Source organism: Microbulbifer sp. ALW1, from assembly GCF_009903625.1.
Taxonomy (GTDB): domain Bacteria; phylum Pseudomonadota; class Gammaproteobacteria; order Pseudomonadales; family Cellvibrionaceae; genus Microbulbifer.
Genome location: NZ_CP047569.1, coordinates 2,914,739 through 2,937,980 on the forward strand (window position 1 = coordinate 2,914,739; position 23,242 = coordinate 2,937,980).

Here is a 23,242-nt window from a genome sequence, read left to right on the forward strand (position 1 = left end):
CTTCCTGGCATTGGCGGTGGTGTCGGGCTCCATTTGCGGTGTTTGGCGCGAAGCCCAGCAGGTCGCCCAGTGGTGGCTGGTGGTATGTGGCCAATGGTTCACAGGTTTAGTTGATACTGTCATCTATTCGGCGTATGGTTGATGCTGTCAACTAAGTTGAATGTGTTTTCACCATGCCAAACAGAAACTCCAGTGATTCCCAGCTAAGCGACACTTTGCATCGCCTGGTACATGTCTATAAGTCGCGGTTGCGCGCGGAAGTGACTCAGCGGGCCCTCGGCCTGCCGATTACCCATATGCGGGCGCTCAAGGGCATTTGCCGGAATCCGCATTCCACGGCCCAATCCATTGCCCTGCGTATGCATCGGGACAAGGCGCAGATTACCCGTGTTCTCAAGGAGCTGCTGATGGAAGGCTTGATCGAAAAGCGACCGAATCCGGAAGATGGGCGCAGTCAGCTGTTGTTCCCTACGGAAAAGGGGAGTGAGGTGATGCGCCAGTTGCTGGAGGCAGAACGTGAAACTGCGGCGGCCATGACCAGACGCCTCAGTGATGCGGAACTGAAACAGTTTGCAGAATTGAGCGCGCGCATGGTGGAAAACCTGAGCTGTGAACCTGATGGAGGTAATTGATATGTCGAGACCGGGGCCTAAACCCAATCCCAATCCCAAGCCCAAGTCGAGGGAACTCGAAGTCATCACCAGCCGGCGCATTTCCCCGCACATGCTGCGGGTCACCCTGGGTGGTCCAGAGTTGCAGGACTTTCCAAAAGATCAGGAAAGCGCTTATGTAAAACTCCTGTTTGAGCAGGGGGAAGGCAAGAAGCCGCTGATGCGTACATACACCATTCGCCATCAGCGAGAAAATGAAATTGATATCGACTTTGTGATTCACGAACACCCTGGCCCAGCGGGTGCCTGGGCGCAGCAAGCGGAACCTGGCCAACGTATCCATGTAGCCGGTCCCGGCGCGAGGAAGCTGATCAACCCGGATGGGGACTGGCTCCTGTTTCTGGGTGATATGACGGCGTTGCCCGCGATCAGCGTGAATCTCTCCTTGTTACCGGAGGATGCGCGTGGCCACGCGGTAATCGAAATCGCGTCCGAGTCCGACCGTCAGGAATTGCAGGCACCGTCGAATCTAGAGATCCACTGGGTGGTTAATCGCGATGCGCGGGCGCCGGGCGTGGCATTACAGCAGCAGCTGCGGCAGATTTCCTGGCTAGAGGGGAACCCTGCCATCTGGTGCGCCACCGAGTTCTCCACCATGCGAGAAATGCGCCAGTATTTCCGCAGCGAGCGCCCGGTCGCAGCGAGTCACCGGTATATCTCCAGCTACTGGAAATCCGGTCTCAGTGAAGAGCAACACAAAGTGCTGAAGCGTGAAGATGAGGTAATATCAGGCGCATTTATGGCAAGTTGATTAGTGGGTGGAAGCCCGAAAAGGACGTTCAATGGAAATAGCGAAATGGATCGGCATGGGTTTTGGGGGCGTTGTAGCCGCCGTTTTCTGTTTGTTTGTCTACGCTTTTGTCCGTATGGCTTTTGTAAAGCAATTTACCGAATTGGCGTTATTAAAAGACAAAACGTTTCGGGTTTTATCGCCTGGCGTCCGGGTATCAGAGTCCGCCCATCAATTGGCGCCTTTGGAGTATGAGTATGCACCGAGAGCGGGCGCTGTAGCGGCTGCGGAGTCGTTGCTGCTTCGCCCGGATGGCCTGTTGGAAGCGGATGATTCCCACTTCGATGGAGACCCTCGCAAAGGCGTGCTGGCCCTGGCGGACCCCAAGAAGGACGCTGCGTGGATTTTGTCGGAAAGTCGCATCTATTTACGCGAAGGCGACCGTATCGGCAGGGAACTGGTCAATTTCGGGGGCACGCCATTTACCGGATTTGGCTATGTGGCCGGTTTAAATGAAGACTGGTTTCTGGTCGCCGGGGATTCCGGTGCGCACAAGTACCCGGAAACCATGCTTTGGCAGGTTTCTCGCGAAAATTTTGAAACTCGGTTGCTGGAAAAAAATCCTTATTTTACGTTCTCCAGGCCTCCAAAAACCTTCACGCCAAGCGGATTTGAAGGTGTGCTACTGGCGATTTATCGCGGTGTGGTCAGCTACGGTTTCGGCGGGGATTGCAGCAGGCCGCGATATTCCATTTTGAGGGCTTACACCCCCGCATACCCCGATGGTATCGACCTGGCTCGTTTTTCATTCAAGGCGGGTACCATCGTTGATGTGCAATATCAGGACGGCACAATGCAGGTAATCGGTGATCCCAGTCGTCCTGGGGCAGCCGGTAAAGACAGACGGCCCCCGCGAGTTTGGAATCTGGAAATGCCAGCTGAACTACTCGGCTCGGCGGGTCAGCGGAACGCGATTGAAGCAGTCGTGGCAGACTAATTGAATCAGAGCAGTGGAATACGATTGTGGAAAAATCATTCTGGTTGGATAAGTGGCAGAGAAATGAAATTGGTTTTCACAACAGTGAAGCCCACCCCCTGCTGATCGAGCACTACGATCAACTCGGCTTGGCACCGGGAGATCGACTGTTTTTACCGCTTTGTGGCAAGACACTGGATATCGCCTGGTTACTGGACAAAGGCTTTTCTGTCGCCGGCGCCGAACTGAGTGAAATGGCCGTGATCCAGTTGTTCGAGCAACTCAGTATCGTGCCCAGGGTTGAGGTTTCCGGCGCACTGAAATTGTACAGCGCCAAGGGCATAGATATTTTTGTCGGCGATGTTTTCGAACTCACGGCGGAAGCTCTGGGGCCTGTGAATGCGATTTATGACCGCGCAGCACTGGTGGCTTTGCCTGAAACCACCCGCCAGCAATATGCCCGGCATCTTGTAGCGCTCACCGGCAGTGCCAGCCAGTTACTGATCACCTTTGAATACGACCAGCAACGCATGCCGGGGCCACCATTCTGCGTCAGCGATCAGGAGGTCGCCCAGCTTTATACGAGCGACTATGCGCTGCATTTATTGCAAACCGTGGATGTGCCCGGCGGCCTGAAAGGCAAATGCCCGGCGCAGGAAAAGGTTTGGCTGCTGGCACGGAAACAATAGGGCTCGGCGACGGACCATAAGATGGTGAAGAATTTAAATTTATACCGATATGGCCGCTTTTGTTTTGCGGCCGCTATTCTGGGCAGTGTAGTATCCTCTGCTTGCCTCGCCGAGCAGGCGCCACACTCGACCGGGAGTCAGTATACAACCGCGTCTGCCTACCAACCCATTTCCATCGACGGTTTCTACGATGCGATCAAACACTGGAATGACCGCACCGGCGAAAACAGCGTTTCCTACTATGCGCTGACGGACATCGAGCAGATTGCCGACAACCTCTTGTTGTATCAGCGCGATAGCGGTGGATGGCCTACCAACAAGCACCCGTTGCGGGTGGTCGCACCGGAAGAGCGGGCAAAGGCACTGGCTGATAAGGGTCTGCCTGATGCCAGCTTCGATAACCGAAATATCTACCCGCAAATTGAATACCTCTCAGAAGTCTACAAGCAGACCGGCAATCCGCGTTATCGCGACGCCGCTCTGAAAGGCCTGCGCTATACCCTGGATCGCCAGTACCCCAATGGCGGCTGGGCGCACTCGCCCGATCGGACCGAGCGCGCCTATTACCGGCATATCACCATGGCAGACGAAGTCATGCCCGGCGTGTTGACCTTTTTGCGCAAGGTTGCGCAGGGGCGGGTGCCCTTTGACTACATCGATACCGGTATACAACAGAGGGCGGCCACCGCCGTAGCCAAAGGCGATGCGTTGTTGCTGCAATTACAGGTAAAGATTGATGGTGTGCCTACCGGTTGGGCGGGGCAGTACCACGAAGATAGTCTGCAGCCTGCGCAGGGTCGGGCCTACGAACTTCCCGGCATTCTTGCTTGGGAGACGGTGCCGGTTCTGGAATACCTGATGGCGATTGAAAATCCTTCTGCGGAGGTTATTGCGGCGGTCCACGGCGGTGCCCGCTGGCTGGCCTCGGTGAAACTGGAGGGCTTTCGTATCGAGCGGGTCGAAGCAAAGGGACAGCGTTTCGATTATCACGCCGCAGACTACGATCTGGTGGTCGTAAAAGACGAGCGCGCGAAACCCATCTGGGCCAGATTTTACGATCTTGAGAGCAGCAAGCCATTTCTGGCCAATCGCGACGGTCGGCGTGTGTCGCAACTGTCGGAAGTGGACCTGGAGCGACGCACCGGCTACAGCTGGTACGGCTATTGGCCGGAGAATTTCCTGAACGTGGAGTATCCGGCCTGGAAGCAGCGCATTAGCATGTAGTCAGTCGTTGCGGGCCGTGGCCGGGTCTCCCAGATAAATCATTGCGAAAAGCAGGGCAGGGATGAACCAGAGCATTACGGGGATCGATTGGGCGATTATCGCCGTTTATTGCGTGGGCCTGCTGGTCATGGCGTACTGGCTTGCGCGCCGCCAGGAGAGCCGCGAAGACTACTATGTGGCGGGGCGCAATGTAGGCCCCTGGCCAGTTGGTCTTTCGATCATGGCTACCCAGTGTTCCACCAACAGTATTCTGGGTGCTCCGGCATTTGTCGCCTTCGCGGCTGGCGGAGGCATGCTGTGGTTGCAGTACGAACTGGCGGTGCCACTGGCAATGATCGTATTGATTCTCTGCGTGATGCCGCTGTTCAGGCATCTGCAGCTGGTCTCGGTCTACGCCTACCTCGAACAGCGGTTTCATCTCACCACACGGCTCACCCTGAGCGGCTTGTTTCTCTTTGTGCGGGCCTTTGCCACCGCGGTTACCGTTTATAGCATCGCACTGGTGATTGACCTGATCACCGGGCTCGGTTTTGCGGCCTCAGTGTTATTGCTAGGGGTGTTTACCGTGGTCTACGACGTGATGGGCGGTATTCGCGGTGTCATTTATTCCGATGTGATTCAACTGTTGATACTGGCGGTGATGCTGCTGGTGGTATTGCTGATGCTGGTGGATGCCAGTGGGGGATTTGCACCGATGTGGCAGTCGTTTTCTGACGCGCGCAAAACCACCCTGGACTTTGCCCATCACGGGTTTGGTGATGGCCAGACCTTTGCTTTCTGGCCCATGCTGTTCGGTGGTTTGTTTCTGTACGTCTCTTATTACGGATGTGATCAGAGCCAGGTACAGCGCCAGCTGAGTACCCGGGATATCGATGCGACCAACAATGCGCTGTTGATCAACGGACTGCTGCGCTTTCCTCTGGTCCTGCTCTATTGCCTGGTCGGTGTTGGAATTGCGGTTTACGCTGCACAGCATCCGCAATTTGTCGCCGCGCTTCCGGACTCGGGTGAGGGCCCGGAGTTTAACCTCGCTGTCCCACTGTACATGATCCATGCGTTGCCCGTGGGATTGGTCGGTTTGAGTCTGGTCGCCCTGTTTGCCGCGGCCATGTCGTCACTGGATTCCGTGCTCAATTCTCTGAGCGCCACCACCATGGAAGACTTCGTCCGGCGTTTTCACCGCGGTCACTGGACGGCGCACAAAGAACTGATTCTGTCGCGGGGGATTACCGCTCTCTGGGGTGGAGTCACCCTGGTGATGGCATTTTTTGTCGGCGATATTGCGCCGACAGTACTCGAGGCCATCAACAAGATCGGTTCACTGGCCAACGGGCCGATTCTCGCGGTATTCGCGCTCGGATTCCTGACGCACCGGGTGCGCGGAGACCATGCTATTGCCGGCTTGCTCGCCGGTATTACGGGCAATGGTATCTGCTGGCTGTTTCTAACTGAGATCTCGTGGCTTTGGTGGAATGTGATTGGCTTTGTACTGGCGGTACTGGTTGCACTTCTGGCTTCGTTGATCTGGGCGCGAAATGGGGCGGGACACCGCATGGCGAGGGACAGTGATCTCTACGCCGCGGCCATTCGGCACCACTTGTGGGAGGAGGCGCACTACAACTGGTATCGGCGTTGTTTGTGGTTGCTGGCCTGGTTTGCAGTGCTGTTCATTTTGCTGTGGTACCTGGCTTAGAGGACGGTGCGCTCTTGATAGGCCATACAGCTTAGCCTCTCACTCCGCGACTTAGTCCGCGACTTACTTCGCGGCTTACTCCTCGATTTTAGGCGCGCTGAACGCCTTGCTGTAGAAGCCGGATGTGTCAAAGCAGCAGACTCTCTTTTTACCCTCAGCCAGCATATTGCAGGCATCGAGGATACGCTTGTCGCGAGTCTTTGCCTGCTTTGCGGATGTTACCCAGTGGATCCAGTCGATTCGGGCAATCGTCGTTGTAGCCTCCCAGTTGGCCTGGGATTCGGGAGAGGCCGCCAGTGCCTTTTTCAGGTCCGCAGGCACTTCGGGTTCCGGCTCCTGGTCTACCGGCTGTATTTCAAACTGGGCGATGTCGCCGTAAGTGGCGCCCGAGGCATCCAGCAAGGTTTTATCAATTTTCAGCCAATGACTCTTCTGACCGTCCGGCTCCAGTAGCGCCTGAAAGTGCTCGCCATTGATGCTGCCATTGATCGAGGTTCGGCCGCGCCGGGGAAGTATTGCGCTGGCTTCTTTGGGCAGTACCACGAATGCCCAGTTGTTACCATCGCCTGACTTTTGGGGGCGGAGTAGTTTGTCTTTGAATTGATATTTCTTGTTTTCTTGTGTCATTTTTTGATCAATTTAGTGGTCCCGAGGCCAGTCTCACTGGAAGCTCTCAGGTGTGAAACGCCAAGGCGCGGTTTCCGGAAGTGACGCTACACCCTCGGGCACCCCTCCTGTCAAGCGTGTCGGTTGGACTTGTTGCGAAGTTTTAGTGGACCGTCTCGCGCTTTGGCATCAGATACCACAGTATGATTGCTACCAGGAAGAGTGCAGGCACATCACCGAGTAAATTCGCCCGCTCAGTCTCATCAATCAGTGCCTGCACCAGCATAATGGCGCCGTGCACAATACTCGACCAGATGGTGAACCAGATAAGGCTCCGGTTTGCCTGCGGGTCTTTCGCCGCCAGGATCAAAAAGACCCCGAGGGTGGCGTAGACCCCCATAATCATCTGCTCGTATTCTGGCTGCCTCGGTGTCCAGCCCCAGCCCGAGGGCCACACCCACATCATCATCGCGTAGATTCCGAAAATAAAGAAAACGCCGAATACAACGAGCGCGACTTTCAAATACTTGAGTTTCTGTTCATTTTCCATGGTCGGCTCCAATCCCGATGTTCCATTGACCGGGTTTTCATTGGTATAGCATTTACTGCAGTTTTGGTTGTTAAATATAGTGAATTAGCAATAACAAAATCCGGAGAGAAGAGAATATGGCGATTAACGCGAGACGCTGGATGGCGGTGTGGGTAGTGATTTTTCTGGCTGTGATGCAGGCTTATCCGGTATGGGGCGACACAGCAGAAACCGGCGATCAGGATACGTTGGCGGTTTCTTCCCAGCTGGATGCCTTTCACAAGGCTGCGGCGAACGCAGACGCGGATACTTACTTCGGTCTTTTTGGCAAAGACGGCGTCTTTATTGGCACCGATGCGTCAGAGCGCTGGACCCTGGAAGAATTCAAACAGTATGCAAAGCCCTATTTCGATCAGGGGAAGGGCTGGACTTATGTACCGAGAGATAGAACCGTAGTGATCCATGGTGATGTGGCCTGGTTTGATGAGCTGTTGGATAACGCCGCCTATGGCGAATGTCGAGGGAGTGGGGTGTTGATCAAGCAAAACGGCCAGTGGAAGATCGCCCAGTACAACCTGCATTTCCCGATCCCCAACGACCTTGCCAAATCAATTACCAAAATGATTAAGGAACACCAGGCGAACTAAAAGGTTTCACTGCTCTGTTAGATAGAACATTGTCGCTCCCGGGCAGGTACAGTTAATCCTGTGCCATACTTTTTTGAACGGATTTATCGACAGTGAACTGCGTAGTAAAGGAGTGAGGTTCATGTTTGTCGCTAGGGATTGGTGTCGCGCCAGGTGCAGCAGCAAGGCCTTTATAAAGGCCCCTACAAAGGCTGCTGTCACAGTTATAGCCCTCATGCTGATCATTCTTTCGGGTGTAGCCGTAAAAGCGTGGGGGCAGGGCGCCGACGCAGGCTCCCACGACCACAAGCCACCTCCGCAAACCTCTCACAATGCTGGCAACTACTGGGAAGATCACAAGCTTCCGGGGCCAATCGGTCAGTGGCTGCCGAAAAGGAAAACACTTCGTGGCATCGTAAAAGGCAATGGCGCGCCACTGCGGGGTTACAAGGTATCTCTGTATGCCAGCTATGTCGCCGGCTTGCCGTTTGATCGTGTCATTGCAACCACTTATACCGATGCGGCGGGCGAGTTTGAAATACACTATCGGCCGCCCGGCTTTTTGCCATACAACAAGGGGCCGGTACTGTTTGTAATCGCAGAGCGGGGGCCGGTCATGCTCGCCACAGCGGTAGATAGCGGAAAGCGATGGCCCGGCAACGTCGTTGTCAACGAACGCACCACGGTGGCGGCGGGCACGGCCTTCGCCCAGTTTGTACAGGGGCGCAAGATACGCGGCAATACCTACGGCATGCGCAATGCCATTCGCATGGCCGAGAATATGGCCAATCCGAAAACGGGCGAGGTCGGGGAGGTGTTGCGTCGCTCACCGAATGGCACTGATACCTCGACCTTTGCGACCTTCAATTCACTGACCAATATGATCGCAGGATGTGTGGCGAATGCGATAAATTGCCATGCGCTGTTTGCTGCGACCAGCCATCCAGGAGAACCCGCTACCACGACTGTGCTTGAGGCGATGGCCAATATCGTTAAATTCCCCGCTTACCCCAATTACCCCTCGGCGGCGGATGACCCGCTGTACCTCCTGTCTCTGGTCTCCCCTGTCTACCAGCCGGCGCTGACGGAGAGACCCACCAATTGGCTGTTGTTCATCAAGTTTACCGGTGGCTTTTACACGGACCAGGACAGCGACAATTTAATGAACGGCCCCGGCAATGTCGCCATCGATGAGCAGGGCTACGCCTGGGTCATCAACAATTACACGCCGCAGCCCCCCGATGAATTTGCCTGTACCGGGCAGCGACTGTTGAAGTTCTTCCCCTGGGGGGAAACCTTCCCCGGGTCGCCATTTACCGGTGGTGGCCTCAGTGGTGCGGGCTTTGGCGTTACCCTGGATCCGAAAGGCCTGCTGTGGGTGGGAAACTATGGGTTTGAAGCACCCAGCTGCGCAAACGGCAATATCCCTCCAGATCCCGCAAACAAGATACCCGCGACACACAACAGCGTTTCGCTGTTTCTTCCCAATGGCAAGCCCTTGTCTTCGGACAGCGGCTTCACCAATGGAAATATCTGGTGGCCCCAGGGAACGGTGTCGGATCGGGACGGAAATATCTGGATTGCAAACTGTGGCAATGACACCGTCACTCTGATTCCGAATGGCAATCCACTACTGGCGAAAAATTTTCCGCTGCCCGGCGCGGGAACCCCGGAAGCGCCGAACCTGAAACCATTTGCGATTGCCATAGATCCCAAAGGCCGCGCCTGGGTAACCGGCAATAACTCCGGTGAGGTGTACATGCTAAATGTGGAGGGTGAGATTGAAGTGAAAGATACTTCAATGGTCGATATTTCTTACCCCATTGGAATTTCTGGCGACAGCAAGGGCAACATGTGGGTGAACAGTACCAGCGGGGTGAGAATTCCCTGTGTCGATCCCTACGAGCCCCAGAACGGCCCCAGCCCTTCGATTGTGTTCTTCCCGGCCGATGGCGGAGCGCCCACGCAAATTACCAATCAGGGCGGCCTTGGCTTGCCATGGGGTAATGCCGTAGACGGCGCCGACTCACTCTGGGTGTTCAATTTTGGTAAGTCACCGGTGGAAGATGTCACCGAAGATACGCAGTTTGGCGATACCGCGATTTCCCACTTCTGCGGCTCCGGCAAATGCCCGCAGGGGCGTACGCTGGGCGATCCTATATCACCGCCCACCGGCTACACCAGCGATGCACTGGATCGCCTCACCGGCGGCGGCATAGATCCGTCCGGGAACATCTGGCTGATGAACAACTGGAAAAAGGCCGGACCGGCGCTCTACGACATCAATCCCGGGGAAAACTCCATTGTGATTGTCCCGGGCGCCGCAACACCGGTAAAAACGCCTTTGATCGGGCCACCACGCACGTTTCCCAATGCCGCGCGATCACGCCATGGCGATGGCTACTGATATCGCATAGCGGGATTTCGGAGCCGGGGATTTGGGGAAAGCGGCAGTGCATTGGGCCAATCAGAAATGTAAACCGGTCTGTAAGGCTAATCCGTATTCATCATTGCGGTCTGACGCGGTAACGGCGAAGTCGGCAAAAAAGGTCTCGCCCCCAAATGCCATACCCAGGGAGGGCGTACCTGTCTCATCAACGAGGTTGTAGCGGTACCCCAAACGCAGATGGTTACCGGCGAATATACGCCAATCTACGCCAGTGGCGATGTACTGCTTGTCCGGATCAAACCCCAAGGGCTCGTTGCGCGTCAGGTCGTAGTCCAGGGTCCAGGTGATGTCTTTGCGCTGATAGGCGACTGCAGCACGGGCAATGGTGTCTATCACTATGCCTTTACCGTAGGGGGCCTCGACCTCGAAGGGGATAAGGTTTTTAACCACAATACCCATATTCCAATAGGGGTTGATGTCGTAGTCCAAGCCAATATCGATATTCGCCCGGCTGTGGCTCCTGCGATTGGAATCGTCGAGAAAAGCATCGAAATCAATATTCTGGATGGATTGGGAGAATCCTATAGCCTCGATCCATTGCTGCTTGAGTGTGACACCGAGCGACCAGTCTGGCGCAAATGCCAGGTCAGTTGCGGCGCTGAGTGCGAATTCCTCCACCTCCGCGCCAGAGAACTCGACGGCAGAGTGAAATTCCTCGGGAATCTGGTAACGCAGGTAATCGCGTATCTCAATACCATCCAGGCCGAGTTCTTCCAGTGAGCGGCCCTGGTTTTGCGCAACCGCTGCATTCAACAAGCCTTCGAGATCGATGTATTCATCCAGTGATTCCACGTCGAATCGCAGCTCTTCAATAGCTTTAATGACTGCGCTCACGCTGGGAATGTCTTGATAATTTCGTAACTCGTCACTGATCTCGCCCGCGTCAACATCGCGCTCGATCAGGCTGATGACGTCGTCAAAGTCGGTCTCGCGCAACAGGCGATCAAGAGACTGGGAGCCCTCAAGCACATTGGCGACGGCGTCGACGGTATCAAACATTTGATTTAGCCGCTGTACATCAAGCGGCGAAATCTTGACCTGCGCGCCCACTACCAGGTAGCGCCGATAGCCGCTGGCAAAACTCCAGCGATCGGTTTGCTTACCAAAGGAAAAGCCGGCGGAAGCGGCGGTCCGCAAGGGGGCGTCCGACAGGGACTCCAGTTCATTGAGCAGGTCGCGCGACTGTCCTGTTACCTTGCGAATATCGTCCGGCTGCAAGTTGCCGTCTGCAAACAGATCGTGCATGGAACCGAGGTTGCTATCAAACTCCAGTTCACCGCTTTCACTGAGCGCTTCCACGCGATCGATAAAGTTGTTGCGATCCAGCAGTCTCACCCCGGCATTCGCGTGTAAAAAATAGCCGGGGTTGCGATCGAATTTAGCACTCGCAAGTAGAGCCGGGTTAAAGATCCCCGCCTCATTGGGGCGTGCTGATGCGGTTCCGGCACCGCCCAAAGCCATTGTACGGCTATCAAAAGAAACAAAAGAGACCGCTTGAGCAATTGGCGATACAGCGATCAACGCGATACACATTGGCAGCGTTCGCATGCATTGCGGTATCGCCAATCGATCTTTACTACACATGAGTTTTTCCCGGAAAAGGTACACAAGTATTAGCTGGACGGCAGATTCTGTCCCAGCCACTGTATGAATTGCGGCATGGGCAGGGCGCCCGAAAGCCGCGCAATTTCGCGGCCACGATGGAACACCATCAACGTGGGAATAGAGCGAATCTGAAATGTGCCGGCCGTCTGCTGATTGGCTTCTGTATCCAGTTTCACAAACACTGCCCGTGTCGTCATTTCCGTGGCCACCTGGCTGAACACCGGCGCAAACTGCTGGCAGGGGCCACACCAGGTGGCCCAGAAATCGACCACTACCGGCAGGTCACTCTTGTCGATAAAGCGACGAAAACTGGCATCGGTGGCATTAATGGGCTGGCCGCTAAGCAATCGCGCGCGACATTTGCCACACAGGGGGCCATCGCCCAGGCGCTGGTGGGGCACGCGATTCGGTGCGGTGCAGCTGGGGCAGACGATCTGGGTGAGTTGTACGTCGGACATCAGAAATTTCCTCAAGCGGGCAGGGTGCATTGGTGCATTGGCCTAAAAAGAAGCACCATCCACCTGCCGGATTTTTAATCCTTCCAGTAACTCCGGTTCCGCCATCCGCGCATTGACCGCGATCCGTTTCACCGGACATTTATCCGTTGTTACATAGTGTGTCAAACAACCGCAATTGTGGCACCTATGGTGCTCAATATCCCGGTCACCCCAGATATAAAAGTGCTTTACCGGCTGCTGGTAATGGACGGTGACCTCACCGGGCGCGTAGTAGGTCCAGAGCCCCGCATATCGTCGGCACAGAGAGCAATTGCAGCTGGTGACTTCTGTGGGGAGTGTGGCGACCTCCAGGGTGATATTGCCGCAGTGGCAACTGCCGAATGGTGTCATTTCAACGCAACCCTCAAATGCGTCTGGATACCCAGGCGTGGATCAGCCCTGCCTGGAAAAATTGCACTGGGAGCTCGAAGCCGCCACACGCGATGATCTCGGCGATGCGCTGCGGCGGCAGGACGCCGACGTCATTGGCGTAAGCCTTGCGCATACGATCCACGGCCTCGGGGGTTAAATCGGCCGCGGCCATCATGTTCATCCATGCGTGTAGCAGAACGTCATACTCCGGTGAATTGACGTCCGATGCCAGGTCCGAACTCGCGAGCAGACCACCCGGCATCAGGCGGTTCGCGATTTCGCGAAAGAACCCGGCGCGCGCCTGGTGATCGAGAATAAATTGCGAGACCAGGAAGCAGGTGGCCGCGTCGTGTGCGTGCATTTCCGGCAGTGTATCCAGGTAGCCTTCGTGAAACTGGCAGCGGCCGGCAAATCCTGCCATTTCGGCGCGCTCCCGGCATTTTTCCAGCATCGGGCCAGATGGCTCGACCGCGGTGAATTGCCACTTCGGATTCTGTTGCGCCAGATGGGCCATCTCCGCACCGGTTCCTACGCCCACACAGAGGATGCGCGCATCGGAGGGTAGTCCGGCAAAGATGGAATCCACCAGCAGATGCAGGCAGTCGCGAATTGGCGCCGTCTTGGCCCATTGGGTATCGTAGTTGGCTGCTTGCTGATCAAACAGGGCTTTGATTTCGTCTTGTTTCATTACATTTCAGCTTTTGTACTGGAAAGGTATTCGCTCAACGCAAGCGAGATGGTTGAGCGTGCATCAAACAGTCGGTGGTAGTCGCCGCACTTATTGTGCGGGCTTATGGCCAAGGACCCGGGCCGGCAGCAAAAGCAGTGCGCGCAGGAAGGCAAACAAGGCCTCGAAAGTGATGCCGATGAGGCGAAACGGAAGCGTCAACAGCCACACCAGTGGCCAGAGAAGGAGTGCCAGCAGTGCAAGCGGCCAGCAGAGAACGAACAGTATCAGCCAGAGCAGGAATTTGAGCATCGCATGTCCTTGTCGGCAGTAGCCTTTGGTCCGAATCGGTCGCGTTAAAACTTCGCGATCGGTGTTTAGCCGCCCGCACCCCATCAGGTGGGGGCGGGCGGCCAACAGTTTACGGCCGATTTCGTTTTACTGCACTTTTGACAAAGACGTAATCAGGGGCAGTTGCCTTTCACATAATAACCAGCGGCGGTCTCTGCCAGTGTGCTGGTCACGAACACGTTGTACAGACCCAGGTTATCGCCGGAGCCGGCCGCATAGGCGTAGCTGCCGTTGGTGGTGGCGCGCCCGGCCTGCACATGGCTGTAGTTGCTGGCGGTGTACTCGGTGCAAGTGACATCACCGTTCGGAGTGCTGTCGCAGGCATTACCGATGCCATCGCCATCGTTGTCTTCCTGACCCGCATTGGCAACGGCCGGGCAGTTGTCCGCGCTGTCGTTTACACCGTCACCATCGCTATCTACCGGCTCACCGTCCGGAGTGCTGTCACAGGCGTTGCCGATGCCATCGCCGTCGTTGTCTGCCTGATCGGCATTGGCCGCGTTGGGGCAATTATCCAGCGCGTCCTCGACGCCATCACCGTCCGTGTCAGTGGCTGGTTCACCGCTGCCGCCGCCAGAAGAACAGGCCTGGACCGGGCCGGCGCAGCTGCTGTCGCCATCGGCAACCCACTGGCAATCACTACCGGACGGATACTCGCGCATGGTGAACGGATTGGTGCCGAACGCCAGGTAACAGGCTGAGTAACCCACGCCCCAGGTGATATGGCCGGCACTGATATGGAAGTTGTAGTCGCCGGTCTGGCCGGCATCGATATTGAAGGTGACGCTGTCCTGGCTGGAAAGGGCGGTCGCATCGGTCGCAGTAACCGTTGCGGTGTTGTCACCTCCTGGCAGGTTACAGCCTTGGGCGGAATAGCTGTTCCCGGACACACTGGCGGTCACATTGCCGCTGGCAAAGGCCACCTCAACCGTTTGCAGATTCTGGTTCGCATCCACCACGGTGCCAGTCACGGTCGCGCACTGGCCACTGACGCTGGCCGCGGTATTGCTCAGCACCGGTGGGGTAGCCGGCGGCTCCGGGCCTACGCGAGTGGTAATACTGGCGGCATCGCCTTCCGCGCTCTCGTTGTCGGTTGCGACCGCGGTCACCTGATAGAGGCCATCGGCCAGGCTGGAGCTGGTTGCGCTGAAGAATCCGGCTGCATCTACCGAGGATACACTCAGGGCTTCCACCTCTACCGGTGTGCCGCTGTCCATATTGCTGATGGTGATGGCAACACCGGCCACACTGCCCTCAGCGTCCAGCGCCGTACCGCTGATCGTGAGCAGGCTGCTGCTTTCGCTGGCTGTCAGGTTGCTAATCGCCGGCCCAGAGTTACGGTCAACACGCTTGTTATTGGCGGCGAAGTACTGGCCGAGATAGGACGCGTAGTTGATGCTGTTGGCCGAAATATAGCCACCGGTTGCGCCTGTGCCCCCAGACCAGGCATGGGGCACATCATTCAGCCACAGCATGGAAACACGACCGTCTTGCCACAGGGTTTCTTCCGCGGTGAGGTTGCCGGACTCGCTGATGGTATTAGTGCCTGACAGCTTCGCCACACCGTAAACCCCGGCCATGCCGTCGGAGTTCTGCGCGTTGTAGCACTGGTTCACCGTGGTATCCGCATCGCCATGGGCGATGGACGCGATCTGGGTCGAGAAGTGGTTCTGGTAGCTACCGGCATAGGTGTTGCAGCGTGTCGTCACGTCTGCCTGCTCGCAGGGGCCGAGCGCACCGTTGGAGCTGGTGCCGATACTCGGGCCGGCACTGATGCCCATACCGGCAAATACGTCTGGCGCCAGGCAGGCGGTGGTATTGGCGAAAGCCGCGCCGGATGAAAGGCCGGCGATATACACCTGATCCGGATCTATGTTGCGGCTGGCGTCGCCACTCATGGTGTTGGCCAGTGAAATCAGATTCTTGTAATCGCCAGCAGAACGCGACTTGGTTCCCTGCCAGTAGGACCAGCAGCTATAACCGGCCTTGTTCATGGCATCCGGCACCGCAACGACCAATCCGTACTGCTCCGCCGCCTCTTCCAGGTTGGCAGTAAGGAAATTGTCCGTAGGCTGCACACAGCCGTGCAACACGATCAGCAGGGCCTTGCCGTTGCCGATGGGCGATACCGAATCCGGCGTATAGACATGCACGGAACTGAAGCCACCAATGGACTGGCTTTGCTGCCAGCTACCGGCGCTGGCCGCCATGGCAAAGAGCGTCGAAAGAAAAAACAGAAATAGGGCAGGGACGCCCGTATTGGACGTTCGTTGATGATTCATCGCTAGTACCTTCATTATTTGAATTATGTTCTGACTGCACAAACGATATACGCGCTAGGCTGCAGGCAAATCGCGCGGAAGACGTTTGCCATCCCAGCATATGCGCGGGTTGGGAGAGGGCCACTAGACCAAGGTTGTAGAGAGGCGCTGAAAATATCTACTGATTCGCAAAATCGGGCTAGCTTTACCAAAAAGCCCAGCCGCGGCCCTGCGATCTTTACCTGCAACCCGCTGGCGGGAGAATAACCTACGCGACCTTTGTCGCGCCGATTTCATTAATGGTGGAGGTGAAGGTGCAAGTCGAAACCCTGAGAGATGTACTGGTGTGGACCCGGGAGTTCCACAAGAATCTATCTGACTGCCTGCAACACTGTGCCGGCAAGAACGAAAACACCCGCTCCCAGATGCTACTGGCATACCTGGCGGTGCACGAACAGGAACTGGCGCAGACCGTCGCCGGCTTCGTCGAAACCGCGGACACCAGGGCGTTGGACACCTGGTGCTACGACTACATGGACAAGCACCCCATTTTGCACAGCGAGCACTGCGACGCGCCTTTCCAGGACCTTGAGCCGGAAGAGATTATGGGTATTGTCACCGACCGGCACGATCAGGTGATCGAGCTTTACCGCTATCTATACGGTAGAGCGGATATTGAGGAAACCCGTGAGCTGATGGAAGAGCTGAAGTCGCTGGAGGAGCAGGAGATCAAGCAGATGGTGCAGGGGGTTAATCGGATGCAGGAGATGTAATTCAATAAGGGAAGATGCCCCTAAACACCTTGTGAAGGCTATTCACAGAGTCCTCCTCGGTCTTCGAATTGGTACTGGCATGTATTGCCTTGACAGTTTTCATAAACGGCATACAAGTCGGTGCAGTACTGATCAGGATTGTACGAAACGATCATGCCTGTATTGGAATAGTTTGCTATAGCTCCTTCCTTAGTGTGAGTGCCGGTGTCCGTTCTTTTTATGCGGCCAAGAACTTCAACGCTTTTAGACCAAGAGCCTTTTTCTCCTTTAAAACTTAGAAAACTGGCTTCAATCTCTCTTCTTTTAATTGCATCCGGCGAGGTGGCGCAGGAAAATATGAGAATTCTCGTACGAAATATCAACGGTTTCACTGGTAATCCTTTACGCTTGCGGAGGCCCAAAGGGCAGAGGAGCATGGTTGCGTCTCCCATGTTTTTTCCGGTGAAAGCCAAGATTTAGCACCACCAAAAGCTTTACCAAATAACATTTTTAGGGCAAGGCTTGCAGTACAACTTGAAACCGAAATGTCTCGTATTGTTATATCTGTTGAGTGACTCCGTTTTCTCGGTATTTGAGTTCTATGTACTTCATAAATACTAGCGCCGCTCTCTTCAGAGAATTTGGAGTGCAGCGGAAAATTTGTCTGATAGCAGCGCCTTGCTAGAGGGGTTTCGGCTCATAATTTTGCTGCCCTCTTCAGAGTCTTATAAACGAGATTAGAATCAGCGCCAAGCTGCTTCAGCCTAAAAGGATTTTTTGCATTCTTGGCAATTATCCAAACTTCTGGTATTCGATTACCTTTATGGTATTCATCAGCAATTACAATATCATCAATATCGGTGAATAGAACCTTTCTGGTGGTGAAAGGGTAGGCCACGATAATACTATTCGTAGTGACTTGGACGCCCGTTGTTGTTGCTAGGTATTCATAGATGATGAAAACAACTAGAACGCTAATCGCACCATAGCTTAATATAGGGCTACCGTCTTTTCCTACATAGAGGCCTAATGTAGTAAAGCCGATAACGCACGCCATATAAAATAAATGGTATAACGGCCCTTTAGAGAAGCTAGACCGATCGAGATCTATGTTTTGCTCGCCAGCCCTTTCATTTAATACTTCCCGGAGCACTTCAAATTCCAGTATTTGATACTCAACCCTAAGCAATTCTTGGTTATCGGTGCCCAGCAGATCTAGACGTTGCATGTATGGTCTTTCTTTTACTCTATGGATTTTCTCCCAGGCGATTAGTCCTTTATCTTTTCCGATGTGTATAAGCCAAATTCCGTCGTCATCAGCTGCAACGTTTGCGAATGGTAGCCTTTTTAAAGTCCGCCATGTAAGAATTGAAAAGAACCCAAAGACCACTGTGCACATTGCTGTAGTTATGAGTGTGCTATTTTGATTTCCTTCGTTCTCGCCAGAAAGGAAAGGCAAAGAAAATCCTAACGCCAAAAATGCTATAAAAACTACTAAGCATCCTTTCATTAGCGTAATGTGTTTTCTGTCGATCTTGAATTCTTGCATAAGGTAAGCCGTCCCTTTGCTGCGTTTTATTAGCTGATTTCGGCACGGTGCCTAAATCTAGCTAAGATGGCTACTAGCGGATGTGGGTCATTTTGCATTAGTTTGGCCATTGCTGTGCCCGTCTTCCTATGAAGGGCACCTAGGCATTCTCGTAGCTGATTTCATATTTCTCCCGCGGATCAAACTCCTGGGCAAATATTCCATCCACCCCATCCCACTGAGCGTTTATATAATTTAGAGGCGACTTTACTATATCTGCCCACTTTGCATTAGGAAAAATAATAAGCGAGGAGTGATCTGCGTCATATGCACCGAAAACATTCTCCTTTGGAATAAAAAGTAGAATGTACTCCGAAGTATACCCGTCACAGGAAGCAACTAAATTTACCACCTTAATTTGGTATTTACCCCAAGGGCCGCACTGATGCTGCTCTTCTGAGGAGTAGAAGCACTCAGCCATTTCGACATCTATGGCATCTTCTCGCAACTGATTAAGGGAAAGTAGACGTATCGCTCCACATTCACTTTCAGAAAAATCATATTTCAATTGACTGTCGTTGCTTAAGAAATCTTTAAGCTCTTGAGGTAAATTCATTCTGATACCTAACGAGGCTGTAGAAAAACTCCAGTCTCTCATTGCTGTTCATATTTCATGCAGAAAGCGGCGGTTCTACGCGAATTCTGGTTCTACTTTGCATGGTGAAAAGTATTTCGGGGCACTCTCCACACAAAAATTTATCCGCTAGAGAGATGCTCGAGTTTTTCTGCAGCCTGAACGCCCACAGCAGGGGCGGCCGAAGCGTAGCGTAGGCCGTCCCGCAGAGGCCCGTAGGGCCGGCGCAAACTGCCTGTGTTTGTTAAATATTTCTCTCGAGTGCAACGGTTGCCTCTCTATTATTCAGAAACTCGGCTATTTCCATAGGGGTTGAGCCATCTTCGTCTTTAAGTATATTAGCTCCAAGCCGCAAAAGAACTTCGATGGCTTTTGGCCTGTTCTGTTCAGCAGCACAATGCAAGGGCGTAAAACCTGACTCTCCAACTGCATTTATATCTGCGCCGGCTGAAATCAAAATCTCTATTGCCTCAACATCACCCCAATTTGAGACAATATGGAGTGGTGTATCCCCATATCCATTGCGGTACGAGACACTATCAATAGTATGCCCCATGAAATCGGGCACTTTCTCAATTTCTCTGAAGATAGCCTCTAAATCTCTCATGACATTTAACGCCTCAATCAGCCGACGCGTTAGCGGTCGGCTGCATTGATTTGTTAGGATTTTTTTCCTTTGCTCCGAAAAAATCTATTGGCGAGCCCACATAACCTTGCGATCGGGCATATAACTGGAGACACAAAGAGTGTGGAGTTACGTTTGCTCTAAGGTTATTTACATCGAAACCTTCGCTAATTAATTCCAAACCACGAAGATGATCTAACTCTCTGTCCAATTGATGAATATCGTCAATCCCTGACACTTCCAGCAAATCATCTGCCTCCATGTAAAATTCATCGGAGAAAATAAAGCCGGCTTTACCCATATAAGTAGTTGTGTTTTGGCAAACATGAGAAATTATTTTTGCCTGACCTGAAGTTAACTGAGAAAGTAGATTTATGAGAATAATATTGCTTTCATCTTTTCCATCTGAAGTACAAGATGATGCTAATAATCCAGCCCATAAGCCCTGCATAAAATCGTCTTCAGCCCACGATCCATTTTCGAGAGTTGAATAAATTATGCGCGGATGAGCGGAAACTACTAAGCCTTGAACTTGCTCCTCCAAGAGTGACTGAGCTCTATTGGCAATCTCAACTGCATTTTTAGCTCTCCAAGAACTGACTTTATCCTTTAGAAGAAGACCAAACTCCTCAGCTGCAGGTAAACAAATTCTACTTAAGAATGCCGACGCACCATTAACAGTACCAGTAGTCACTGTATTAACTGAGTCTGCAATGGGCTTTACCCCAAGCAAATCTAAACTTTTGTTTTCTTCGCTCATCTACTTAAAATTCCTTTTAATCCTAACGCCGCGCACAGCGGCCGGAGGCGATTGGCGCCTTTTGTGCTGCGAAGCGCACAAAAGATGACAATTGTCGGAGGTCCGTTGCTGCGCCTTGTTATGGCAAAGTACGAACCTCATATATTGGACACTGCTAAAAATAGCATTATTGCACAACATACAAGAGCGGTAATAGCTCCTGTGAACGCTGACCAAGCAGGAATAGAAGATTTAACAAAAGCACCACTAACAAATGATATTAGTGATATCGCAACAATATATCCGAGAAAGCTAGCAAAATGATCTGGACCTGCAATTGAAATAGCAAAGCTAGACGATACCAATACGCCTGAGATACCAGCTATAAGAATATTGCGTACATTCACATTTCTATCCTAAGGCCATAACAGTTTGATACTAGGCAGGGTGGAACATATCCTGCTGCCCACTATTTAATTCAATCCAAATGGTGTATTAGCCGTTAATATCAGGCTTTTAGCGCAAATTACGAAGATTGTGCCACTGATGAATATGTTCGTCACGCCCCATATCCCCCTTAAATCAAAATTTCTAACTAACTGATTTATAAGGGAGAGTCGGAAAAACAATCGATTTACCGAGATATAGGGCAAGGTGATCAATTTGCTGGCCAGTACCATTGGTCTTATGCCTGTCTAAATCTTGCTTCTTGAGGTTTTCAGCTATAAAAAGGGCCGGCAGTGCCGACCCATTGAAATCATTGTATTTTGAAAGGATTGACCAATAAGCAAATGGCCCTTTTTAGCTAATCCTGGCGTTATTTAAATGCCCAAATTTGGCAGTACAAAAGACCTGGTATTAGGGTGTAGCCTGATCCACAACCCCGGGTTCGTATTCAGTTGCTTCAGGGCTTCCTCTCTATCTGAGTTCAGTCGGGTATTCAGCACATTCGCATAGGTCTGCACCTTGGCCGGTGCGGTATCGGCGTCGACGACGGATTGCACCACTTTCTTCGCCTGCAGAATCGCCGCTGGACCGAGGGTGAGGATGTACTGTGCGGAGCGGCATTCGGCTTCATCTTGCTCATTAACCGCGCTGCCGCCAGCTTTGAACTTGCTGATATGGTGCTCCAGGATGCTGCTGGAAATCGGGATTATCCCGGCAACATGATTGCTCTGGGCGCCGGAGTAGGGCTTGATATAGGCGAGGTGGGATGCCTGATTTTCTTCCGGACCGTGACCGATAAAGAAGATATCCAGGCCCCCAAGGGCTTCTAGTTTATTCAGATACTTCACAAGACCGCCTTCCAGATCGTCGGTATCCGTCTGCATCGGTGTGAAGCTTTTGATCTTTTTGAAGAAGTCAGGGCCCAGAATACGCTCGAAGTCCCGTACGAAACTGAAGCAATTGCTCATGCTCATTGGGGCCAGGGCGTCCTGGGTGAATACGTTCAGGCGGCCGAGTAGTTCGTCGTGTTCTGAGGATTTGGCCAGTTCTCCTAGCAAGCGGTGCAGGGCCTGTGCGCCGCGGCCGCCGAGTAGGGCGATGTTGATATCAGCTTCTTTGGCGGCAGCGGTTTCGAGCAGTTCGTTCAGCATGGCTTGGCCAACTTCTGCTTCGGAGTCGAGTATGGTTGGGGCGATACCGTGGTCGGTCACGTCTGCGTTTTGCGCTGTGGCCTGAGCCAGCCATACGTTGCCGGCTTCTTCGTTCCGGGTGATGGTTGTGTTGTCGTTTTCCATGGGTTTTACCTCATTGTTCTCGTCTGCTGTAACCGCTGTTCTGTACAGGCATGAATTTTAACTACAAAAAAGCCGGCAATGCCGGCTTTTTTGTGAGCTTTGTTCGGCTGGTTCTCAGCCGTTGCGTGCCTTATCCCTAGCGAGCTTTCAGCGTCCCGCGCAGTTGCTCGGCCATGTTCAGCAGCAGGGATTCGGTGGTTTCCCAATCGATACACTTATCGGTTACGGATACGCCGTATTCCATCTGGCTGCGATCTGCGCTGATCTTCTGGTTGCCAGCCTTGAGATTGCTTTCCACCATGATGCCGATGATGGACTTGTTGCCATCCAGGATCTGGTGGGAAACGTTGTCGACGACCAGCGGCTGCAGTTCGTGGTTTTTGTTGGAGTTGGCGTGGCTGCAGTCGACCATGATGTTGGGCACCAGGCCGGCAGCTTCCAGTTCTTTCTCGCACACGGCAACGCTTACGGAGTCGTAGTTCGGCTTTTCGTTACCGCCGCGCAGTACCACATGGCCGTATTTGTTGCCGGCGGTGTGGATGATGGCGACCTGGCCTTCCTTATTGATACCCAGGAAGCGGTGCGGATTAGCGGTGGACTGGAGGGCGTTGATGGCTACTTCCAGGCTGCCGTCGGTGCCGTTTTTGAAGCCCACAGCGGAGGAGAGGCCGCTGGCCATTTCGCGGTGGGTCTGGGATTCGGTGGTACGGGCGCCGATGGCGGACCAGGAGATCAGATCCTGCAGGTACTGGGGCGAAATGGGATCCAGTGCTTCGGTGGACGTGGGCAGGCCAAGTTCGGCGATATCCAGCAGCAGTTTGCGGCCGATATGCAGTCCTTCTTCAATCTTGAAGGAATCGTCCAGGTGCGGGTCGTTGATCAGGCCTTTCCAGCCCACGGTGGTACGGGGCTTTTCAAAATAGACGCGCATCACGATCAGCAGAGTGTCAGAGACCTTGTCGGCCAGTTCCTTGAGGCGGTGGGCATAGTCCATCGCGGCGTCCACGTCGTGAACGGAACAGGGGCCGATGACGACCATCAGGCGGTGGTCTTTGCGGTCCAGAATATCGCGCACTGCGGCGCGGCCGGCGGCTACTGAAGCTTCTGCAGCCGCGCTGACGGGCAGTTCCGATTTCAGCGCTTCCGGGGTGATCAGGATGTCCTGGGAGACGACGTTCAGGTCGTCGAACTGCTGCGTAGTCATGATGATAATTCGCTACTTTCTGAATAATTTAATCGCGTCCATGCCCGCGGCTCGTGCGCTACGGGGCAGTTA

General features: G+C 53.7%; 25 protein-coding genes. 10 read left to right on the plus strand and 15 right to left on the minus strand.

Annotation, left to right across the window (positions count from 1 at the left end):
- Nucleotides 1-173 precede the first annotated feature (173 nt).
- The 6 genes from GRX76_RS12105 to GRX76_RS12130 all read left to right on the plus strand — a co-directional run bounded on the left by GRX76_RS12105 (nt 174) and on the right by GRX76_RS12130 (nt 5,983).
- On the plus strand, nt 174-632 hold the full coding sequence (locus GRX76_RS12105; protein ID WP_160153552.1) for a MarR family winged helix-turn-helix transcriptional regulator: 459 nt from the start codon (nt 174-176) through the stop codon (nt 630-632).
- 1 nt (nt 633) lies between these two features.
- A complete protein-coding gene (locus tag GRX76_RS12110) occupies nt 634-1,422 on the plus strand; it encodes a siderophore-interacting protein (protein ID WP_160153553.1) in 789 nt (262 codons plus the stop codon).
- 31 nt (nt 1,423-1,453) lie between these two features.
- Nucleotides 1,454-2,398, plus strand: a complete 945-nt coding sequence (locus GRX76_RS12115; protein WP_160153554.1) for a hypothetical protein — start codon at nt 1,454-1,456, stop codon at nt 2,396-2,398.
- Nucleotides 2,399-2,424: 26 nt separating this feature from the next.
- Nucleotides 2,425-3,066 (plus strand): thiopurine S-methyltransferase, encoded by a 642-nt coding sequence (tmpT, locus tag GRX76_RS12120; RefSeq protein WP_160153555.1) that lies wholly within the window; start codon nt 2,425-2,427, stop codon nt 3,064-3,066.
- A 21-nt stretch (nt 3,067-3,087) separates the two neighbouring features.
- The gene (pelA, locus tag GRX76_RS12125) at nt 3,088-4,290 is read left to right on the plus strand and encodes a pectate lyase (protein WP_160153556.1); all 1,203 of its coding nucleotides are present in this window, start codon (nt 3,088-3,090) and stop codon (nt 4,288-4,290) included.
- A gap of 61 nt (nt 4,291-4,351) precedes the next feature.
- Nucleotides 4,352-5,983, plus strand: a complete 1,632-nt coding sequence (locus GRX76_RS12130) for a sodium:solute symporter (protein ID WP_160153557.1) — start codon at nt 4,352-4,354, stop codon at nt 5,981-5,983.
- A gap of 75 nt (nt 5,984-6,058) precedes the next feature.
- On the opposite strand, the gene GRX76_RS12135 is transcribed toward GRX76_RS12130, so the two are convergent.
- Together GRX76_RS12135 and GRX76_RS12140 are read right to left on the minus strand one after the other, a co-directional pair.
- Nucleotides 6,059-6,610 (minus strand): YdeI family protein, encoded by a 552-nt coding sequence (locus tag GRX76_RS12135; protein WP_160153558.1) that lies wholly within the window; start codon nt 6,608-6,610, stop codon nt 6,059-6,061.
- A 142-nt stretch (nt 6,611-6,752) separates the two neighbouring features.
- Entirely contained in the window at nt 6,753-7,139 is a 387-nt protein-coding gene (locus tag GRX76_RS12140; RefSeq protein WP_160153559.1) for a DUF6632 domain-containing protein, read from the minus strand.
- Between the two features lie 116 nt (nt 7,140-7,255).
- Here GRX76_RS12140 and GRX76_RS12145 point away from each other — a divergent pair, with 116 nt between their 5' ends.
- Nucleotides 7,256-7,765 carry a nuclear transport factor 2 family protein gene (locus GRX76_RS12145; RefSeq protein WP_201276805.1) on the plus strand — a complete coding sequence of 170 codons (510 nt, stop codon included), beginning with the start codon at nt 7,256-7,258 and terminating at the stop codon, nt 7,763-7,765.
- Between the two features lie 214 nt (nt 7,766-7,979).
- Nucleotides 7,980-10,151 carry a hypothetical protein gene (locus GRX76_RS12150; RefSeq protein ID WP_160153560.1) on the plus strand — a complete coding sequence of 724 codons (2,172 nt, stop codon included), beginning with the start codon at nt 7,980-7,982 and terminating at the stop codon, nt 10,149-10,151.
- A gap of 60 nt (nt 10,152-10,211) precedes the next feature.
- Here GRX76_RS12150 and traF read toward each other — a convergent pair whose 3' ends face one another.
- The 6 genes from traF to GRX76_RS12180 form a co-directional block, all read right to left on the minus strand.
- A complete protein-coding gene (traF, locus tag GRX76_RS12155) occupies nt 10,212-11,777 on the minus strand; it encodes a conjugal transfer protein TraF (protein ID WP_370463923.1) in 1,566 nt (521 codons plus the stop codon).
- A 29-nt stretch (nt 11,778-11,806) separates the two neighbouring features.
- Nucleotides 11,807-12,256, minus strand: a complete 450-nt coding sequence (trxC, locus tag GRX76_RS12160) for a thioredoxin TrxC (RefSeq protein ID WP_160153562.1) — start codon at nt 12,254-12,256, stop codon at nt 11,807-11,809.
- A gap of 42 nt (nt 12,257-12,298) precedes the next feature.
- Nucleotides 12,299-12,646 carry a GFA family protein gene (locus GRX76_RS12165; protein WP_160153563.1) on the minus strand — a complete coding sequence of 116 codons (348 nt, stop codon included), beginning with the start codon at nt 12,644-12,646 and terminating at the stop codon, nt 12,299-12,301.
- Between the two features lie 13 nt (nt 12,647-12,659).
- Nucleotides 12,660-13,355: a class I SAM-dependent methyltransferase gene (locus GRX76_RS12170; protein WP_160153564.1), complete on the minus strand. Its 696-nt coding sequence runs from the start codon at nt 13,353-13,355 to the stop codon at nt 12,660-12,662.
- A 90-nt stretch (nt 13,356-13,445) separates the two neighbouring features.
- Nucleotides 13,446-13,646: a hypothetical protein gene (locus tag GRX76_RS12175; RefSeq protein WP_160153565.1), complete on the minus strand. Its 201-nt coding sequence runs from the start codon at nt 13,644-13,646 to the stop codon at nt 13,446-13,448.
- Nucleotides 13,647-13,798: 152 nt separating this feature from the next.
- A complete protein-coding gene (locus GRX76_RS12180) occupies nt 13,799-15,967 on the minus strand; it encodes a PHB depolymerase family esterase (RefSeq protein WP_236250343.1) in 2,169 nt (722 codons plus the stop codon).
- Between the two features lie 293 nt (nt 15,968-16,260).
- Between GRX76_RS12180 and GRX76_RS12185 the strand changes: the two genes are divergently transcribed.
- Nucleotides 16,261-16,719: an ATPase gene (locus GRX76_RS12185; protein ID WP_160153566.1), complete on the plus strand. Its 459-nt coding sequence runs from the start codon at nt 16,261-16,263 to the stop codon at nt 16,717-16,719.
- 38 nt (nt 16,720-16,757) lie between these two features.
- Here GRX76_RS12185 and GRX76_RS12190 read toward each other — a convergent pair whose 3' ends face one another.
- From GRX76_RS12190 to GRX76_RS12210, 5 genes are all read right to left on the minus strand, one after another.
- The gene (locus GRX76_RS12190; RefSeq protein ID WP_160153567.1) at nt 16,758-17,150 is read right to left on the minus strand and encodes a hypothetical protein; all 393 of its coding nucleotides are present in this window, start codon (nt 17,148-17,150) and stop codon (nt 16,758-16,760) included.
- A 245-nt stretch (nt 17,151-17,395) separates the two neighbouring features.
- Complete coding sequence (locus tag GRX76_RS12195; RefSeq protein ID WP_160153568.1) at nt 17,396-18,247, minus strand: hypothetical protein; 852 nt, start codon at nt 18,245-18,247, stop codon at nt 17,396-17,398.
- Nucleotides 18,248-18,386: 139 nt separating this feature from the next.
- Entirely contained in the window at nt 18,387-18,842 is a 456-nt protein-coding gene (locus GRX76_RS12200; RefSeq protein ID WP_160153569.1) for a hypothetical protein, read from the minus strand.
- A 262-nt stretch (nt 18,843-19,104) separates the two neighbouring features.
- Nucleotides 19,105-19,467, minus strand: coding sequence for an ankyrin repeat domain-containing protein (locus tag GRX76_RS12205; RefSeq protein ID WP_160153570.1), 363 nt, complete (start codon nt 19,465-19,467; stop codon nt 19,105-19,107).
- Nucleotides 19,468-19,480: 13 nt separating this feature from the next.
- Complete coding sequence (locus tag GRX76_RS12210) at nt 19,481-20,245, minus strand: hypothetical protein (protein WP_160153571.1); 765 nt, start codon at nt 20,243-20,245, stop codon at nt 19,481-19,483.
- A gap of 84 nt (nt 20,246-20,329) precedes the next feature.
- Here GRX76_RS12210 and GRX76_RS12215 point away from each other — a divergent pair, with 84 nt between their 5' ends.
- Complete coding sequence (locus tag GRX76_RS12215) at nt 20,330-20,548, plus strand: hypothetical protein (protein ID WP_160153572.1); 219 nt, start codon at nt 20,330-20,332, stop codon at nt 20,546-20,548.
- Between the two features lie 497 nt (nt 20,549-21,045).
- On the opposite strand, the gene GRX76_RS12220 is transcribed toward GRX76_RS12215, so the two are convergent.
- Complete coding sequence (locus GRX76_RS12220) at nt 21,046-21,966, minus strand: hypothetical protein (RefSeq protein ID WP_160153573.1); 921 nt, start codon at nt 21,964-21,966, stop codon at nt 21,046-21,048.
- A gap of 136 nt (nt 21,967-22,102) precedes the next feature.
- Nucleotides 22,103-23,170 (minus strand): 3-deoxy-7-phosphoheptulonate synthase, encoded by a 1,068-nt coding sequence (locus tag GRX76_RS12225; protein ID WP_160153574.1) that lies wholly within the window; start codon nt 23,168-23,170, stop codon nt 22,103-22,105.
- Between the last annotated feature and the right edge of the window lie 72 nt (nt 23,171-23,242).

What these genes read in the sequence shown, in the direction of transcription:
- GRX76_RS12105 (WP_160153552.1), top strand. Translation starts at nt 174, where the DNA reads ATGCCAAACAGAAACTCCAGTGATTCCCAGCTAAGCGACACTTTGCAT.
- GRX76_RS12110 (WP_160153553.1), top strand. Translation starts at nt 634, where the DNA reads ATGTCGAGACCGGGGCCTAAACCCAATCCCAATCCCAAGCCCAAGTCG.
- GRX76_RS12115 (WP_160153554.1), top strand. Translation starts at nt 1,454, where the DNA reads ATGGAAATAGCGAAATGGATCGGCATGGGTTTTGGGGGCGTTGTAGCC.
- pelA (WP_160153556.1), top strand. Translation starts at nt 3,088, where the DNA reads ATGGTGAAGAATTTAAATTTATACCGATATGGCCGCTTTTGTTTTGCG.
- GRX76_RS12130 (WP_160153557.1), top strand. Translation starts at nt 4,352, where the DNA reads ATGAACCAGAGCATTACGGGGATCGATTGGGCGATTATCGCCGTTTAT.
- GRX76_RS12135 (WP_160153558.1), bottom strand. Translation starts at nt 6,610, where the DNA reads ATGACACAAGAAAACAAGAAATATCAATTCAAAGACAAACTACTCCGC.
- GRX76_RS12140 (WP_160153559.1), bottom strand. Translation starts at nt 7,139, where the DNA reads ATGGAAAATGAACAGAAACTCAAGTATTTGAAAGTCGCGCTCGTTGTA.
- GRX76_RS12145 (WP_201276805.1), top strand. Translation starts at nt 7,256, where the DNA reads ATGGCGATTAACGCGAGACGCTGGATGGCGGTGTGGGTAGTGATTTTT.
- GRX76_RS12150 (WP_160153560.1), top strand. Translation starts at nt 7,980, where the DNA reads ATGCTGATCATTCTTTCGGGTGTAGCCGTAAAAGCGTGGGGGCAGGGC.
- traF (WP_370463923.1), bottom strand. Translation starts at nt 11,777, where the DNA reads ATGTGTAGTAAAGATCGATTGGCGATACCGCAATGCATGCGAACGCTG.
- trxC (WP_160153562.1), bottom strand. Translation starts at nt 12,256, where the DNA reads ATGTCCGACGTACAACTCACCCAGATCGTCTGCCCCAGCTGCACCGCA.
- GRX76_RS12165 (WP_160153563.1), bottom strand. Translation starts at nt 12,646, where the DNA reads ATGACACCATTCGGCAGTTGCCACTGCGGCAATATCACCCTGGAGGTC.
- GRX76_RS12170 (WP_160153564.1), bottom strand. Translation starts at nt 13,355, where the DNA reads ATGAAACAAGACGAAATCAAAGCCCTGTTTGATCAGCAAGCAGCCAAC.
- GRX76_RS12175 (WP_160153565.1), bottom strand. Translation starts at nt 13,646, where the DNA reads ATGCTCAAATTCCTGCTCTGGCTGATACTGTTCGTTCTCTGCTGGCCG.
- GRX76_RS12180 (WP_236250343.1), bottom strand. Translation starts at nt 15,967, where the DNA reads ATGAATCATCAACGAACGTCCAATACGGGCGTCCCTGCCCTATTTCTG.
- GRX76_RS12190 (WP_160153567.1), bottom strand. Translation starts at nt 17,150, where the DNA reads ATGGGAGACGCAACCATGCTCCTCTGCCCTTTGGGCCTCCGCAAGCGT.
- GRX76_RS12195 (WP_160153568.1), bottom strand. Translation starts at nt 18,247, where the DNA reads ATGCAAGAATTCAAGATCGACAGAAAACACATTACGCTAATGAAAGGA.
- GRX76_RS12200 (WP_160153569.1), bottom strand. Translation starts at nt 18,842, where the DNA reads ATGAATTTACCTCAAGAGCTTAAAGATTTCTTAAGCAACGACAGTCAA.
- GRX76_RS12205 (WP_160153570.1), bottom strand. Translation starts at nt 19,467, where the DNA reads ATGAGAGATTTAGAGGCTATCTTCAGAGAAATTGAGAAAGTGCCCGAT.
- GRX76_RS12210 (WP_160153571.1), bottom strand. Translation starts at nt 20,245, where the DNA reads ATGAGCGAAGAAAACAAAAGTTTAGATTTGCTTGGGGTAAAGCCCATT.
- GRX76_RS12215 (WP_160153572.1), top strand. Translation starts at nt 20,330, where the DNA reads ATGACAATTGTCGGAGGTCCGTTGCTGCGCCTTGTTATGGCAAAGTAC.
- GRX76_RS12220 (WP_160153573.1), bottom strand. Translation starts at nt 21,966, where the DNA reads ATGGAAAACGACAACACAACCATCACCCGGAACGAAGAAGCCGGCAAC.
- GRX76_RS12225 (WP_160153574.1), bottom strand. Translation starts at nt 23,170, where the DNA reads ATGACTACGCAGCAGTTCGACGACCTGAACGTCGTCTCCCAGGACATC.